Genomic DNA, 15,419 nt, shown 5'->3' on the forward strand with positions numbered 1-15,419 from the left:
CTCTTATTTCAATTTATAGTGACGAAACGCGATGATGCCTAGGCGCGTAGCAACGTAGGCTCCCGCGGCGGTCACTATGCCAGTAACTGCAATACTGAGTGGTGTATCGTTGGCTGTATATGGGAGTACTGATGGGGTAGTAGAGCCTGCGCCACTAGGATTTTCAGGTGCGCTAGGTGTAGGTGTGGACGCTACACCTACGCCACCACCTCCATCGGCACCGTTACAGCTAGTACCGATGGTGACATTTTGGCCGTTGTCATTGACAACTGTACCTGTAGCCACGTTGCCACCTGTAGTATTGCCGCTCACGTCACCGCTGCCGCTAGACCCAGTCTGGTTGTTGACCGTACCTACCCATAAATTGTTGTTACAGGTCACGTTGATGTTATTTACATCATTACAACTTACTGTGTTGTTTGAGTCAGGGCCGGTTAATGTGACTATACCGTCACACGTTGCCGCACTGGCAAAACTACCCATACATGCAGCACTTACTACTGCTGACGTTGCTATGTGGATGACCTTGTTCATTCAAATCTCCTAATCGAAATTTAATTATTTCCTATTCCCATTTTATGCACATTAAAATATATATGACAATCATCAAAATTTATTATATTCATAAGCAGGTTGATTTTTAAGGGGGAAAATGGGATAAGTGTAATTTTTTTAACAAAATAATATTCAAACTCTCACTACACTGAAAGGAATCAATCGCGCACATTCTAAGGAAAATCAGGGAGGAAATTACATACAATGAGAGGTTATTTTGTGTCAGTCGTCAGGTTTTTAACCAAGTCGGTTCCGTATATTCCTAATTCTAGAAGGTTCATCTCGCGGCACCGCGCCTTTGTATTTATCATGGCTGCGACGCTACTAGTAGTTACAACTACGGCACTGCTTACTACAAAACACTTTGTGACTTCGAATACGTCGAGTGCTGCAAATGATAGCCAGCTTTCTCCAGGCTCGAGTACATCTAGTAGTACACCTGGTGTACATGCGTCTCAGCAGATCACTAATATAGTTTCACCGTCAGGAGGTTCCATGAGTACGAATATTCAGGTAAATGGCAAGCAGATCAAAGTCCCAGAAAATGGGTCGATGCACAAGACTATTTATTCCGACGATGGAAGTAAGACTGATATTAATGTGTCAACAAGCGGAAACGCGACTAATTCGAATATTTATACGTCGTCATCGAATGTACAGGTAACAACTAATCCGGAGGACTTGCAAGCGGGGTCGGGTAATTAGGTGAGTGGTCAGTCGATTCCGACAGCAGGCTGTCTGCAGTCGGAATCGGGCGAACACCCGAAGTCAAAATCCATTAATAACAATAAGGAGGGACAAAATGAAAATAGCAAGGTCAGCAGGTGCGGTAGTGACGTCGCTCGGTCTAGTGGTGGGACTTTCCGGGTTCGCCGGTGCGACTGCAGGAACGATCGGCTACACAGGCCCATCGTCAAATAACCAAATATCTTCGTATTTAAACAACAATGCGAATTTAAACAACAACAACAATTTAAACGCGAACAACCTGAATAATCAGAACGCGCATTCCGGTTTTGCAAACGTTTCTGGTAATACGTTTGGCGGTACGGCTCAGACCGGACCAGCAAGCAACTTCAATAGTTCGAACGTTTCTGCAAATGTCAGCAATGCTGGTGCAGGTTATGGCGGCTGGTTCGCTGGTGCCGCTGCGGCAAACAGCGTGGCCAATATCAATACGACTGGCCCTTACTCGAACAATCAGGTTCAGTTCAGCACGAACAACAACCTGAATGTAAATAACAATAATAACTTCAATATCACAAACACGAATAACCAGAATGCTCAGTCTGGTAGCGCAAGCGTGGACTGCAACACGACTGGTGGTTCTGCCATCACTGGCGCAGCAACCAATACGAACACACAAACAGTTAACCTGAGCGTTAACAACTAGTACGGGTGAGCCGACATGGGGGAGTGCGTTAACTCCCCCGCCAGAAATTATTTTTCGGTAACGACAACAATATAAAGAAAGGAGGGGAACGTGCAACGAGCTAGACACATTATAAGGGGAGTAGTCATTTACCTGTTCGTGGTGATATTTGCGGGTGGCGCCCCTCTATCTACTATCGTTAGTGCTGACACTGCTCAAAACAAGAAGCACAACTATACATATAATACAGCCGATAAACACTGGAGTGATGAGGACTGGACGTGGAACAAGGCGACAGGCAAATACGTAAAGAACACGTCTGTATCACCGAGCCCTTCTGATTCACCCGCTCCTACAAGCGACACGACGCCACCTGACACTACCGCGAAATCTTCGGACCCAGCTCCAGCGGGCGATGCTACTGTTACTGACAGCACCAACGCGGCGGCAACGACAAACGACAACAATAATGTGGGCGTGACGAACAATCTGAACTCAAATACCGGTAGCGGTGATGCGGGTGTCGTCAAAAATACGACCGCCGGTGATGCGCAGACAGGTGACGCAAACGGTAGTACGACAATCATTAATAGCGTTCACTCGACGGTTGGTAACGGCGATACTTCTGGAATCGCGCACTTTACGATGAACCTTTATGGCGACATCACTGGCGACATTAGCATTGGTCCGAACATCAATAATGCAACGATTGATAAAAATACAAATCTTTCAAGCAAGACGAATGTTAACAACAACGACACACTTGTGAACAATCAGACGCTTAAGTCTACTAGCGGTAATGCGACGGTCAGCGGCAACACGACTGCCGGCAGTGCGAAGTCTGGCAATGCCAACACTGTCGCCGATGTGATGAACCTGATCGACACGATTATTGCAGCCAACAAATCATTCATTGGCACGGTTAACATATACGGCAATTTAAACGGTGATATATTGGTCTCTCCTGACTTCATACCACAATTACTGGCAAGCAATGCTCAGGTGTATGGCAATTACAACCTAGACCAGACGGCAAACATTAATGACAACCAGTCGATAGTTAATAACGTCAAGTTAAACGCGACGAGTGGCACGGCTACGGTTAGTGGCAATACGACTGCCGGTACGGCAAAAAGCGGCAATGCTCAGACGAATCTAACAATTTTGAACTTGACCGGTCATCAGGTTGATGCCAAGAAAAGCCTACTTGTTTTCGTGAACGTGCTTGGTAAATGGGTAGGCATGATCGTCGACGCACCGGGTGCAACATCTGCGGCTCTCGGTAGCGGAGTAATCAGTGACACTACGAATATAAGTGACACCGCTAATCTAAATAACAACGCGAAGATTATCAATAACCTTGATCTGTCATCAGCATCTGGCGATGCGACTGTGACGAAAAATACGACAGCTGGTGACGCCGTGACAGGCAATGCTACAGCTAGCGCTAACATTGCCAACATCAGCACGAGTCAGTTTAACCTGAGCGACTGGTTCGGCGTACTGTTTATCAATGTGTACGGTACGTGGATCGGTAGCTTCGGCATAAACACAGCGGCGGGCACCATCACGCCACTCAGCGGTGACGCTGTTCCGTCGGCTGGAGCCAGAATCGCTGCATTGCCAACGGCCGGCCAACTGATGCATTTCGGATATACGCCGGCCACGCAAAGCCACGCGACAGTAGCGGGAGTAAGTGGTTCTGGCAGTAAGCCGACTGGCGGCAAGCCATTCACTCAGCTGAGCGGCCTACGTGCTCCATCTGAACAATTGAGGTTAATCCCAGTTGCACCAAAGCCTTTCGAAGATGTATTTTCAAACATCTTGATGACTATCGGCTTCGGCGCCGCCGGCATATCAGGTGCACTTTGGCTCATTCGAAAGCGCCGGCCAACGTTGCCGACTAGGGCGCCGCACGGAGGAGGCTTGACCGAGGCAGTAAGCTCGCGAACATAAAGATTTTACTAGAGAATAGTTGACTAGCACTCTTGACTCCGGAGTGCTAGTTTACTATAGTGGATACAGATGACAAAACGTGATTATTACGAAGTTCTAGGCATCGGCAAAAGCGCTTCGGCCGATGAAATCAAAAAGGCTTTTCGCAAGGCTGCGGTTAAACATCACCCCGACAAAGAGGGTGGTGATGAAACGAAATTCAAAGAAATAAACGAAGCCTACGAAGTGCTCAAAGACCAGCAGAAACGCCAACGGTATGACCAGTTCGGTCATGCTGGAGTTGGTGGTTCAAGCGGCGGCGGTGGCGGAGGCGGTAATCCCTTTGAGGGCTTTGGTGGATTTGGCGGTCAAAACGTTCATTTTGATTTTGGTGATGGTGGTTTAGGCGATATGTTCGGTCAGTTCTTTGGGGGCGGGCAGCAGCAACAGCACGGCCCGCGACGCGGACGCGATGTAGAAACGAGCATGACGTTAACATTTGATGAAGCTGTATTTGGTGTTGAACGCGACGTCTCGCTCGACATGGAAGTCGAGTGCGAGCACTGCAAAGGCACGACGGTAGAGCCCGGTCATAGTTTGAAGACTTGTCCGACATGTCAGGGTAGCGGTCAGCAGGTACGAATTGTTAATACGGTTTTTGGTCAGATCCAACAAGCAACAACTTGTGCGGAGTGTAAGGGCCGAGGTCAGATTCCAGAGAAAGTTTGTAGCGTCTGTCGTGGCAAAGGGACTCAACGCAGCAAAGAGCAGCTAACAATTAAGATTCCAGCTGGTATAGATGACGGTGCGACGATACGATTACAAGGTCACGGCGAGGCAGCTGGTGGCGGTGGTCGGGGCGATTTGTACGTACATATTAGAGTTAAGGCTCACAAAAAGTTCACACGCGAAGCAGACATTATATTGTCCGAAGAGCATGTCGACATGGTAGAAGCCGCACTGGGTACAGAGATCGAAGTCGACACGGTAGATGGTATGGTCCGTATGAAAGTGCCGTCTGGCACGCAGAGCGGAACAGATTTTAAACTTTCAGGTCACGGCGTACCGCACTTACGCGGTCAGTCGCGTGGACCGCACATTGTAACGATTGTCGTAGATACTCCGACGAAGCTGTCAAAGCAGCAGAAAGAATTGTTGCAGCAATTCGGTGGCTCCAAAAAACGTGGCATATTTTAGAATTTAGTTGATGAAAATACAAAAATAGCCTATAGTTTCACTAAGTGACACAGTCACTCGAGTGAGAGGATAGGGACATGCTGAAAACAGGACCGCGGACGTTTGCGACTGTAGTTGTGACCGTCTTGGGCCTTTGGCTTTTTGGCTGGTTGTTCGGTTTTTTCGGTTTATTGATTGCATTGATCGTTGTTGGTGGAGTGACCATCGGAGCTATTTCATGGAAAGCCGGTGGTAGTAGCCAAAAAGAACATGACACATCAATGAATCGGCTTCCAGGAATCGATAAACCTGCCAGGGAATGGGCGTCTGATTTAGATGAATATGAATTTCCGCCACTTCCTGATATGCCAGAAGATTTTAAGATCAATGTGGCCGAAAATCAGCCCGAAGATACTCCCACCGAAACCCCACAGTAGGTCAGCCCTACTGTGGGGTTTTACCCCAAATTTTGAATTCATTAGTCTTATGTTTACATAGACTGAAATATAGTTGAAATCTTGACTATAAAATAGTATAATAACAGATGTCATGTGGGATTCTATCCGATTGTCCACGGTCGGCGGTTTTACTTTACGCAAGATTGCCCTGCTGTTAATGGCCGTATTGACGTCGGCCGTGTTCATGGCAGCCACGAATAGTCCCACTTCTTTTGCGGTAAACGCTAGCTGGAATGGCGATTCAATTAGCTATAACGGCAATACTTACGACAAGGTACAATCGCCGCCAACACTGCCTGGTGTTCCAATAAATTGGAATGTTTATTCTACGCAACCAACAGGTGGGCAGGATGTGTCAATCATTGCGATTGATCCTAGCGCAGACACGACCAAAGACGTTTCCAACGCTAAGTCATTTACATACAGTTATGATGGTCAGATATACAGTAATCCGCGTCCGCCAAATGGAGACATGATTACCGTTAGTGCCAATACAAGTGGCGCCAATGGTGATGCAAGCTCTAGTAACAGCCAGAATCACACATCCTGCGCCGTGACTGGTGTAGGCTGGATTATTTGTAGCGTATCTCGATGGATTGCCGATGGCATGGATCATGTCTTCAATCTCATCAGTGGTTTTTTGACTGTCCGACCACTAACTACAGATACAAATAGTGGCATGTATCAGGCGTGGACGATTGCTCGCAATCTGGCTAACACATCATTTATCGTGGCGTTTTTAGTGATTATTTATGCTCAGATATCTACGTATGGCATAAGTAATTACGAGCTTAAAAAGATGATTCCGCGCCTTATCATAGCCGCGATTTTAGTCAACGTGTCATATTACATTTGTACGGTAGCCGTAGACGTGTCGAATATTTTAGGCGACAGCGTACAGCAAGCATTGGTGCAAATTCGTCAATCATTACCGGCAGCGATGCCTGGTGGCAGTGTATTGAACTGGAAGAGCATGACAGAGTTCCTGCTGAGCGGTGGTACGGTGGTGGGCGCCGGACTTGCCGGATTTGCTGCGTTTACTGGCGCAACCGTAGCTGGGTCTATGACGGGCTTGGTTATCTTGCTGTTTCCTATCTTGATTGCAGGCATCTTGAGTGTGCTCGTGGCGCTCATCGTATTGGCCGCACGACAGGCGCTGATTACTGTGCTCGTTATTATTTCGCCACTAGCTTTTGTCGCCTTTTTGCTCCCTAACACTGAGAAGTTTTTTGAACGTTGGCGTAAATTGCTCACTACTTTGTTGTTGGTATTTCCGATGTTTTCGTTGTTGTACGGCGGTTCACAATTAGCGTCGTATATTGTCATTCAAAACACCGACCAAATCAGCGTTATGTTGTTAGCGATGTTTATACAAGTTGCACCGTTGGCGCTCACGCCGTTTTTGATACGCTTTAGCGGATCGCTCATGGGGCAGTTGGCAGGCATGCTCAACAAGCCAAGGAGCACACTGGTTGGACAGGCAAAGAACTTTGCGCAAGACCGCTCCAAGACTCAGGCTGCAAAGGGCCGAATTGCAGCTGCAAACGGCGGCGGTACGTATTTCCAGCAACGTGCCCTCAGGCGATTTAATGATCAAAAAGATCGTGATGCATGGCAAAAGAGCGGCGAAGCGTATGCTGATGCCTCGTGGCACAACGACAAGCGCTACCGTCGTCACCACACGATATCATCGACAGCGAATCTCATGAAAGAGAGTGGCGAGGCGATTGCTACTCGCGAGTTTGAACATGAGAAGGCGCACGATAGGCGACTACAGAAGTTTTCGGGAGTTAAGCGTTTGGAAGATTCTCGCGTTAAGCAATTGCAGGCTGCCGACAATGCTCGCTGGGAAGAAGCCGTTACTGGCAAAGTGAATCCGAACGATGCTTCTCAGCCATATGCAGCTTACTCTCAAGCAGCGCATACGGTATTTAGAGAACAGCGTATTGCCGACAGTAACGCCGCCCGAGCACAGGCCGTACAGCAGCGTGAGTACGCTAACGAACTAACTTCAAACGTTGCATTGCAGCAATTAGCCGGCGGCAGTATAGACAAACTTGGTGCAGTTAAGGTCAAGGCGCAAGCAATGAGTGAAGTAATTCAAGCCAGTCAGCAAAATGTCGAGTCCATCAAAACCGCGTCTCATGTGAAAGCTGGTGACATCAATGAAATGCGTAAAGAATTCGACAAGGCGGTTAGAAGGCAGGACGTCGACTCGCTACGTGCCTACGCCGACATGCTGGGTAATTCCAAGGATCCGGGTATTAGAGAGTTACGTAAAGCGCTTAATGATCATCATGCCGATATCAAATCATCAGATATGCACGAGACATTTATGCACTTCCTTAGCAATAACGGAAATATTAATAACTCCGCCAAGGATATCGGCGATTATAGCCGTGACGTTGCAGCGGGCTACCGCAAACTGAGCGAAGTCAGTTCTAGCGCGAAGACGTGGAAAAACATGGATGCCAATCAGTTTGCCGCCCAGAAGGCATCTTCACAGGTGGAGGCGCTTAAAGCGAGGGACGACAATGGTAACTGGGCAATTTCGCGCAGTACGGCTGTCGACCTGATGAAGTCTGTATCTTGGGAAAACATTAAGACAGACATGAAGCCGTTGATACGGGCGCGTGCCGAGGGGCGCTTGGCCGTTAATGTTCGTACGGGTGATCTTGATCCGCGTAGAATGGAACAGCGAGACGACACCATGAATCCGCCAGATCAACAAATTCCAGACTCTATGGTGCCACCAGAGTAGAGTTATAAGAAGAATTGACTTAGTAAAGCTATGAATATACACTCTGATGGTATGAAAAACGGTAGTCAGCAACTTGTGTTTGGCTCGTTTGAACCGGTGGTGCTACCGGGATTTTCGCCAGACACATTTATTGCCAAGATCGACACTGGTGCGTTCTCTGGCGCAATCCACTGCTCGCTACTTCGTGAAGTTAAAGTTGGTAGCCACACAGTTTTGCACTACCGTCCGTTAACATGCAAAAAGACATTAAAAACCGAAAACTACACTCGCAAATACGTACGTAGTTCGACTGGTCATCGAGTTAGCCGCTATCTGATAGAGACTGACATTGTGGTTCAGGGCAAGACATATAAAGTAAAAATCGGGTTATCGAATCGGGCCGACATGCAGTACGAAATACTTATAGGCCGACGCTTCTTGCGAGAAAACGGGATTATAGTAGACGTGCGTGAAAACAGAGAACTTGATAAAGAGGAACAGTCACAATTATGAAAATCGCAATTTTATCTAACGGAAACGGCAATTATTCGACCAAACGATTGGTTGAGGTTGCTCGCGCCCGTGGTCACGAAGTTAAAGTAATTAAATATCGTGATTGTTATGCTTCTATAGAAAAAAATAATCCTACTGTTAGTTATCGAGGTAATGACTTGGGTGGATTTGATGCAGTGATTCCACGGATTTCTGCCAGCATGACACGGTACGGCTCGGCAATTGTTCGTCAGCTCGAAATGCAGGGCGTATACAGCGTGTCGAGTTCAATCGCGATTGTTCGTGCGCGCGACAAATTACGTAGTTTGCAACTACTCGCCAAGGCCGGAGTGGGTATTCCGAAAACTGTCGTCTCACGAAACTCAACTGACATAGACGACTTGCTCGACAAACTTGGCGGTACGCCGGTAATCATCAAGCTTGCTCGTGGTACTCATGGCAACGGCGTGGTCTTAGCAGAAAGCAAGAAGGCAGCTAAGTCAGTATTGCAGGCATTTTATCTGACTAACGAAGACGGTACGAATATTTTGTTGCAAGAGTTTATCAAAGAATCGGCCGGTACGGACATTCGTGCTTTTGTAGTGGGTGGACGTGTCGTTGCAAGTATGCAGCGTCGCAGTTTGGACGATGATTTTCGTTCGAATCTTCACAAGGGCGGTGAGGGTACTCCGGTAAAATTGACGGATGAAGAACGCAAGACTGCTATAAAGGCGGCGAGAGCGCTCGGATTAAACGTTGCCGGTGTCGATTTAATGCGTAGTGAACGAGGACCGCTTGTACTTGAAGTAAATGCGAGCCCAGGCTTTGGCGTCGAAAAGGTAACTAGTCGCGACGTCGCGACGGCAATTATTGAATATGTAGAAATGAACGCCAAGCGCCGCAACAAAAAGGACAAAGTAGGGGCATAGATAGTTATGCGACGGTGGGTGAAGCCAGGTTTAATCACACTTGCCGTAATTGCTGGCGTGACTGCTCTTTGGTGGCAGATGTCAGTTGATCAGTCGACGTTACGACTAGACGGCGTCCTGTATCACATCAGTATTATGCGAACTAAGGCGGAGCTTGAAAAGGGATTGTCGGGTACGGACAGCCTAGCTCAGGGCGAAGCAATGTTGTTTGTTTTTCCGGAAAACACAGTGCCAAGGATGTGGATGAAAGACATGAAATATCCAATCGATATGGTGTGGTTGAACGATGCAACGCAAGTTGTCCATGCAGTAGAGAACGCCCAGCCTTCGAGTTATCCAAAGACTATTTTTGTGTCGCCCGTACCTGCACGTTACGTGATTGAGTTTCCGGCGGGTACTGTTGAAAAAGTCGGCATCAAAAATGGTGACCCCGTCGGTTTGCCTTCGGGCGTTAGATAAATTGCGAAACTTTGACTTGCATGCAACGACTTTGTCTCCTTGGAGTATAATGTAAGCATGAGCATCGTCTTAGTTCTCATTATAATCATCGCGATACTTTTTGCTTTTACATATGTGACACGTCGACGATTTGGCGTACTTGGTCTGGCGCTTTGTGCTGGCTATCTGCTTTCGACCATGTGGACGTCGCAGGTGACACCGTGGGTCGAAGGAGCTGGTTTTGATTTATTAACCCCTCCACTTTCAAGTGTAGTCGCCGCCACCCTTGTATTGCTGCCACCGGTAGTTTTGCTTTTGTTTGGCGGGCCTACATATAATGGTCCGTTTCTTCGGCTTATCGGCGCCGTGGCATTTTCTTTACTGGCAACGTCTTTCTTGCTCGGACCGCTCGGTAGCAGTTTGACGCTCGACGACACTGGCATGAAAATTTACATGTTTCTGGTTAGTAACAAGTCGATTATTATCACGGCAACAATTGGGTATGCGCTGTACGACATCGCAATTATGCGAACACCAAAGAAAAAGGGTTAGTTTGCCGGGTTGGCGTCGTTCATTAGTCGGTCAAGCATAGCCATGCGTATATAAAGACCATTGCCGGCTTGACGGAAATATTTTGCTCGTGGGTCATCGTCGACTTCGGTTGAGATTTCGTCAACACGGGGAAGTGGGTGCATGATTATGGCGTGTTCGGGCAATACGTCAAGCGCGGCTGCCCCTATGCGGAATTGCGCCTGCTTGAGACTAAGTTCTTGTTGGCTTAACTCGATGCCGCTACTCTTAAGGCGTTCTAGTTGCAAACGAGTCCAGTATACAACGTCAGCGTCTCTGAACGCGTCATACATTTCTGCTGTTTCTTGGTGCGCGACGCCAGCTTCGTCAAGCCTTGCCTTGATGTCTTTGCCTATCTGAAGTTCGGGTGTGGAAACGAATGTTATACGGTTTCCGTGATATTTCGAAAGTAAAACGGCAAGTGATCGTGCGGTTCGTCCTTGAAGTAAATCGCCGCCTATGACCACGTTGAGATTGTCCAGCTTGCCAAGTTCAGAGTTGATCGTGTACATGTCGAGTACTGCTTGGGTCGGGTGTTCACCTTTGCCGTCGCCACCGTTCAAGATGGGGACGTTGCTTACACTGGCAGCACGGTCGGCATGACCTTCTTCTTTGGTGCGCAGACTAATGGCATCTATGCCGTATTCGTTGAAAACACGTACCGTGTCTTCAATAGTTTCACCTTTTGCCGCCGAAGAAAACTCAGCTGCGTTTTCGGTTCCGATGACTTCCATGCCTAGTTTTTTGGCGGCGATTTCAAAACTAAATCGTGTACGAGTGGACGGTTCATAAAACATAGACAACATCATGCGGCCAAAATGACGGCGCATTGTATCTCGCTTTGTTTCGATACTGTTATCGTTTTGTCTGAAGTAGTCGGCTCCTTCAAACAGCTCGGATAACTGGGCCGTGTCAAATTGCTCGGCGCGTAAAATGTGTCGCATGTTTCCTCCGTGATTTTTGTCTATTTTAGTGGGTCAGAGGGCTGGGCGCAAGCTGCAAATACAAAAGCGTTACGCGCACTTAGCGGCTAACTATTAGTTCGGCAGGATTTTGCGTATCGTTCCATGTAATCGTCGACAAATCTTCGGTAGTTTTAATGCCATCCTGCATAGTCGGATTACCGCGGGTTAAAACGGCGATGGCGTACTTACCCTTGGTATAGCCGATACTGTTGATTGTCCAGTCGTCAGTATCGGAATATGCGTTTGCAGTAAAGGCGTCTGGAAACCAGCCGTTTTTAAGTTTGACCGGCATATCGCTTGGGACGCCGCCGCTCACACCCCAGCGTTGATCTGGTACGACATTGTCCATTAGCTCATTTGCCACTGTGCCGGACTCGACCGAGAGGGGTGATAATGGGGTGCCCGCATAGGCAACGGCGTTTACCACCTTTAGTTGATCGATGGCTGTTGTTTGCGTGTTTCCCCAGTTGCCACCTGTAGCTGCGGTAGTCGAAACCGCGCCGATTTGATGCCAGTAATCGTCCATAGCAGGTGCATCACCAACTTCGTTCCACAAAATCGAGGCGGCATCGTTGTCGCTATTTTCAATCATTTCGGCAGCGATTGCCTTTTGATTGGGCGTTATAGGCTGTCCACTTGTCTGACTTTGTAAAAGTAAATTCTCGAGAGTCGAAAGTTTAACGATACTTGCAGTATCAAATGTCGCACCGTCGGCCTCTTTTGGGTAATGGGTATGAGCAACTTGTCCTGTCGTAAAGTCATAGGCGGCGATGTCAACTTCGCCCACGTGATTGTTTAGGTAGGTGTCCCAATCTTTTTCAAGCAGGTTAGCGAAATCAGGACGCTGTAAGACAATATACGGTTGATTGTTTGTGTCCGCAGAAGCGACAGGCACGATAGAAAGGTGGAAATTTTTGTCCGGTTGATCGCCGCATGCTATTAACGCGGTACTAGCTAGGCTAATTATCGCAGCAGTGTATTTTAGTTTATTTACGTTGTAGTTGGAACGCTCTGCACCTGTGTTCATTAAGTAATACTTTAGCATAAAAGTGATTAATTTACAATGGTATCGAAGGTGTTAGAGCGTCTGTTGAGCAATAAACTAAATTAATCTTTGCAAAATAAAAAACACCGACTGGTAGCGATTCCTTGAGTCGATGTTTCTTAAGTTTTAATTTTAACATAAAATAAGTTATATGTAAATTATTAAGGCTATCGGCTAAAGTCTCCTTATTTTACTCGTTCAAGAAAAAACACCTACGCGAGGTAGGTGATTTTTCTTGGAGGGTCCAGTGAGGCTTGAACTCACGACACCCTGCTTAAAAGGCAGGTGCTCTAACCAGCTGAGCTATGGACCCGCGTCGGCGTTCACTCTGAGTTCTCGCTTCCAAGCAAGCTTGAAAGCTGTCACTCATTCGTTACGCCTCCTTTCAATTTTCCAAACAGCTAAAGCTTGGTTTGAAAAATTGTGGGCGAACAGGTTCGCCTGAGAGGCGACCTTGGAATAGGATAGCATTTTACAGGGGTATCTGTCAATTAGGTGAAGCGGCGGTGTCGACAAGCCAGTGCACTGAGCCTTCATGCGTCTCAACTATGGCGACGGCTAAGCCGATTGGCATTTGGCTGTTTAGCTGTGCCTCGGTGACGGCTCGCTTTTTGTCTGCGCCTGCGGCTAAAATAACGACCGTAGCGGCACCTTGAAGTGCGCGTAGCGACAAACTAATGCGATCGCGAGGTGGCTTGGGAGAATCGTGTACAGGTATAACTAAATCATTGGCCGGCAGCAAGCTGTTGTGTCCGGGAAAAAGAGACAACGTGTGACCGTCTTGGCCAACACCAAGCCACACTAAATCAAACCGTGGCAGACCGTTGTCAATTTTGGGTAGCGACGAAAGCTGGTTCGAATAATTTTTGGCTGCATTTTCGGCAGACTGGTCAGACAACGGGCGTAGTTTTACGGTAGGTAAGTCACCAATGATTTCGTTGATTGCATGCCAGTTGCTGTCTGGACCGTCGAGTCTACCCACGCGCTCGTCGCCTAGTATGACGGTGACCTTTGACCAATCTACGTCGTTCTCGTGATTCGCTGCAATGATTCTGTACGTCATAAGCGGCGTAGAGCCACCGGCTAGTACCCATACGGCACTACCATATGTTTCGATGGCACCTTTTAGTACGTCGACGGTCTGCTTGGCAGCCGCCTTCGCAAGGAGTGAAGGATCATCGAATACACGTATGTCGCTCATAGTTATAGTATGACACATCTTAAGGTATCCTTGAAACATGCAGTTATGGCAGTTGAGGCAGAAAGTCCATTCATCTTGGTTGATCGCAATGGCATGTGTGGCGATTGTTGTTGGTACGGCTTCCGCACCAATTATTAACCAAGCGATATTTAGTTCGGCGGCATGGTTATTCGTTGGGATTGCGTTGGCTACGGTCGTCCTGTGGCGCAAGTCGATTTATCTTGTTCCGTTGATAATTATCGCTGGCCTGATTGTTGGATTCTGGCGCGGCTCATTGTTGCAGTCACGGCTTGTTGTGTATCGCGGTCTTGTCGGTCACTCAGTAACTGTGCATGGAAAAGTGACGGACGATCCTGATTCTGGACGGAGCGGAGAAACCTTATTGCGACTAGGAGATGTCACTATTAACGGACATGAAGTTACAGGAAAAGTATGGGTTAGCACGACGAGAGCAGGTGATATAAAAAGGGGAGACATCGCGCGAGTAAAAGGAGTGTTGAGTAAGGGGTTTGGTAGTTTTGCTGCGGTGATGTACCGGGCGAATGTTGTTGGCTGGCAGCGACCGGAACCTGGCGATGTGGCGCGTCAGGTTCGTGATTGGTTCGCCGACAAGATTCGGCTTGGTATAAGCGAGCCGCAGGCTAGCCTGGGGCTGGGTTATTTATTAGGACAAAGGCGTGCACTGCCTACGGAGTTGCAGCAGGCTTTGGTTGTGACGGGGCTAACGCATGTGGTTGTGGCGAGTGGGTACAACCTTACAATTTTGGTCCGGCTAGCACGGCGATTGTTTGAAAAAATCTCGAAATATCTTTCAGCACTGTCCGCGACGGTGATGATTGCTGCATTCATGGCTGTGACGGGCGCGAGCCCGAGTATGTCGCGGGCAGGGTTGGTGTCGGGCATGAGCTTGGCAGCTTGGTATTACGGACGCAAATTCCACCCGCTTGTCATACTGCCATTTGCCGCCGCCATGACGGTACTTATAGACCCGACATATGCATGGAATGATCTTGGCTGGCAATTAAGTTTTACGGCATTTGCGGGCGTTATGATTTTAGCGCCGCTTATGCAGCGATACTTTTTTGGCGATAAAGATCCGGGTACGATTCGACAGATTTTGGGTGAAACGATAAGTGCGCACATCGTGACGCTACCTGTACTCGTACTAGCCTTTGGTCAGTTTAGTAACGTCGCTATTTTTTCAAATCTACTTATATTACCACTTGTACCCTTGGCGATGCTGCTTACTTTTATAGCCGGTATTGGCACTATCTTTGCTCCAGTTTGTGCGGCTGCCCTTGGATTTCCGGCGCAGGCTGTGCTGATATATATGACGGGCGTTGTTCATTATTTTGCCAGTTTGTCATGGGCGCAGACGATTATTGAGATTCAGCCGTGGGAGGTGTGGCTTTCGTACGCGTTCATTGTCTTCATTTGCGTTTATCTTTGGCGGGTTACGAAATACGATCTGAGAAACGCGAACATCGTCGAGTGAGTGGAATTTTGCGACAGTATAGTTTATAATATCTATCAAATCTAATCT

The 15,419-nt window shown here is 47.9% G+C and carries 15 protein-coding genes and 1 tRNA gene; 11 read left to right on the forward strand and 5 right to left on the reverse strand.

Going from position 1 to position 15,419, the window contains the following annotated elements:
• Nucleotides 1–3 precede the first annotated feature (3 nt).
• Entirely contained in the window at nucleotides 4–534 is a 531-nt protein-coding gene (locus tag H6797_01030; protein USN96770.1) for a hypothetical protein, read from the reverse strand.
• Nucleotides 535–759: 225 nt separating this feature from the next.
• Between H6797_01030 and H6797_01035 the strand changes: the two genes are divergently transcribed.
• The 10 genes from H6797_01035 to H6797_01080 all read left to right on the forward strand — a co-directional run bounded on the left by H6797_01035 (nucleotide 760) and on the right by H6797_01080 (nucleotide 10,647).
• Nucleotides 760–1,260, forward strand: coding sequence for a hypothetical protein (locus H6797_01035; protein ID USN96771.1), 501 nt, complete (start codon nucleotides 760–762; stop codon nucleotides 1,258–1,260).
• Nucleotides 1,261–1,357: 97 nt separating this feature from the next.
• Complete coding sequence (locus H6797_01040) at nucleotides 1,358–1,948, forward strand: hypothetical protein (protein ID USN96772.1); 591 nt, start codon at nucleotides 1,358–1,360, stop codon at nucleotides 1,946–1,948.
• Between the two features lie 90 nt (nucleotides 1,949–2,038).
• Nucleotides 2,039–3,883 carry a hypothetical protein gene (locus tag H6797_01045; protein USN96773.1) on the forward strand — a complete coding sequence of 615 codons (1,845 nt, stop codon included), beginning with the start codon at nucleotides 2,039–2,041 and terminating at the stop codon, nucleotides 3,881–3,883.
• Nucleotides 3,884–3,952: 69 nt separating this feature from the next.
• Entirely contained in the window at nucleotides 3,953–5,059 is a 1,107-nt protein-coding gene (dnaJ, locus tag H6797_01050; protein USN96774.1) for a molecular chaperone DnaJ, read from the forward strand.
• Between the two features lie 77 nt (nucleotides 5,060–5,136).
• Entirely contained in the window at nucleotides 5,137–5,475 is a 339-nt protein-coding gene (locus tag H6797_01055) for a hypothetical protein (GenBank protein ID USN96775.1), read from the forward strand.
• 112 nt (nucleotides 5,476–5,587) lie between these two features.
• Nucleotides 5,588–8,257, forward strand: a complete 2,670-nt coding sequence (locus H6797_01060; GenBank protein ID USN96776.1) for an APC family permease — start codon at nucleotides 5,588–5,590, stop codon at nucleotides 8,255–8,257.
• A 30-nt stretch (nucleotides 8,258–8,287) separates the two neighbouring features.
• Nucleotides 8,288–8,749, forward strand: a complete 462-nt coding sequence (locus tag H6797_01065) for an ATP-dependent zinc protease (protein USN96777.1) — start codon at nucleotides 8,288–8,290, stop codon at nucleotides 8,747–8,749.
• The gene (rimK, locus tag H6797_01070; GenBank protein USN96778.1) at nucleotides 8,746–9,657 is read left to right on the forward strand and encodes a 30S ribosomal protein S6--L-glutamate ligase; all 912 of its coding nucleotides are present in this window, start codon (nucleotides 8,746–8,748) and stop codon (nucleotides 9,655–9,657) included. Before H6797_01065 ends, rimK begins: the two co-directional genes overlap by 4 nt.
• Nucleotides 9,658–9,663: 6 nt before the next feature.
• The gene (locus tag H6797_01075; protein ID USN96779.1) at nucleotides 9,664–10,116 is read left to right on the forward strand and encodes a DUF192 domain-containing protein; all 453 of its coding nucleotides are present in this window, start codon (nucleotides 9,664–9,666) and stop codon (nucleotides 10,114–10,116) included.
• Between the two features lie 57 nt (nucleotides 10,117–10,173).
• Entirely contained in the window at nucleotides 10,174–10,647 is a 474-nt protein-coding gene (locus H6797_01080; protein ID USN96780.1) for a hypothetical protein, read from the forward strand.
• Here H6797_01080 and pyrB read toward each other — a convergent pair.
• From pyrB to pgl, 4 genes are all read right to left on the reverse strand, one after another.
• On the reverse strand, nucleotides 10,644–11,609 hold the full coding sequence (gene pyrB, locus H6797_01085) for an aspartate carbamoyltransferase (protein ID USN96781.1): 966 nt from the start codon (nucleotides 11,607–11,609) through the stop codon (nucleotides 10,644–10,646). The two genes, H6797_01080 and pyrB, sit on opposite strands and share 4 nt — an antisense overlap.
• A gap of 79 nt (nucleotides 11,610–11,688) precedes the next feature.
• Nucleotides 11,689–12,657, reverse strand: a complete 969-nt coding sequence (locus H6797_01090) for a serine hydrolase (GenBank protein ID USN96782.1) — start codon at nucleotides 12,655–12,657, stop codon at nucleotides 11,689–11,691.
• A 254-nt stretch (nucleotides 12,658–12,911) separates the two neighbouring features.
• Nucleotides 12,912–12,988: transfer RNA gene (locus H6797_01095), tRNA-Lys, on the reverse strand.
• A gap of 174 nt (nucleotides 12,989–13,162) precedes the next feature.
• Nucleotides 13,163–13,876, reverse strand: coding sequence for a 6-phosphogluconolactonase (gene pgl / locus H6797_01100; protein ID USN96783.1), 714 nt, complete (start codon nucleotides 13,874–13,876; stop codon nucleotides 13,163–13,165).
• A 37-nt stretch (nucleotides 13,877–13,913) separates the two neighbouring features.
• Between pgl and H6797_01105 the strand changes: the two genes are divergently transcribed.
• Entirely contained in the window at nucleotides 13,914–15,371 is a 1,458-nt protein-coding gene (locus tag H6797_01105; protein ID USN96784.1) for a ComEC/Rec2 family competence protein, read from the forward strand.
• The last annotated feature ends 48 nt before the right edge of the window (nucleotides 15,372–15,419 follow it).

It is taken from the genome of Candidatus Nomurabacteria bacterium, from assembly GCA_023898645.1.
In the GTDB taxonomy this organism is placed as follows: domain Bacteria; phylum Patescibacteriota; class Saccharimonadia; order Saccharimonadales; family Saccharimonadaceae; genus UBA2112.

Coding starts and splice junctions, on each gene's coding strand:
- H6797_01030 (USN96770.1), bottom strand. CDS start 534: ATGAACAAGGTCATCCACATAGCAACGTCAGCAGTAGTAAGTGCTGCA.
- H6797_01035 (USN96771.1), top strand. CDS start 760: ATGAGAGGTTATTTTGTGTCAGTCGTCAGGTTTTTAACCAAGTCGGTT.
- H6797_01040 (USN96772.1), top strand. CDS start 1,358: ATGAAAATAGCAAGGTCAGCAGGTGCGGTAGTGACGTCGCTCGGTCTA.
- dnaJ (USN96774.1), top strand. CDS start 3,953: ATGACAAAACGTGATTATTACGAAGTTCTAGGCATCGGCAAAAGCGCT.
- H6797_01055 (USN96775.1), top strand. CDS start 5,137: ATGCTGAAAACAGGACCGCGGACGTTTGCGACTGTAGTTGTGACCGTC.
- H6797_01060 (USN96776.1), top strand. CDS start 5,588: ATGTGGGATTCTATCCGATTGTCCACGGTCGGCGGTTTTACTTTACGC.
- H6797_01065 (USN96777.1), top strand. CDS start 8,288: ATGAATATACACTCTGATGGTATGAAAAACGGTAGTCAGCAACTTGTG.
- rimK (USN96778.1), top strand. CDS start 8,746: ATGAAAATCGCAATTTTATCTAACGGAAACGGCAATTATTCGACCAAA.
- H6797_01075 (USN96779.1), top strand. CDS start 9,664: ATGCGACGGTGGGTGAAGCCAGGTTTAATCACACTTGCCGTAATTGCT.
- H6797_01080 (USN96780.1), top strand. CDS start 10,174: ATGAGCATCGTCTTAGTTCTCATTATAATCATCGCGATACTTTTTGCT.
- pyrB (USN96781.1), bottom strand. CDS start 11,609: ATGCGACACATTTTACGCGCCGAGCAATTTGACACGGCCCAGTTATCC.
- H6797_01090 (USN96782.1), bottom strand. CDS start 12,657: ATGAACACAGGTGCAGAGCGTTCCAACTACAACGTAAATAAACTAAAA.
- pgl (USN96783.1), bottom strand. CDS start 13,876: ATGAGCGACATACGTGTATTCGATGATCCTTCACTCCTTGCGAAGGCG.
- H6797_01105 (USN96784.1), top strand. CDS start 13,914: ATGCAGTTATGGCAGTTGAGGCAGAAAGTCCATTCATCTTGGTTGATC.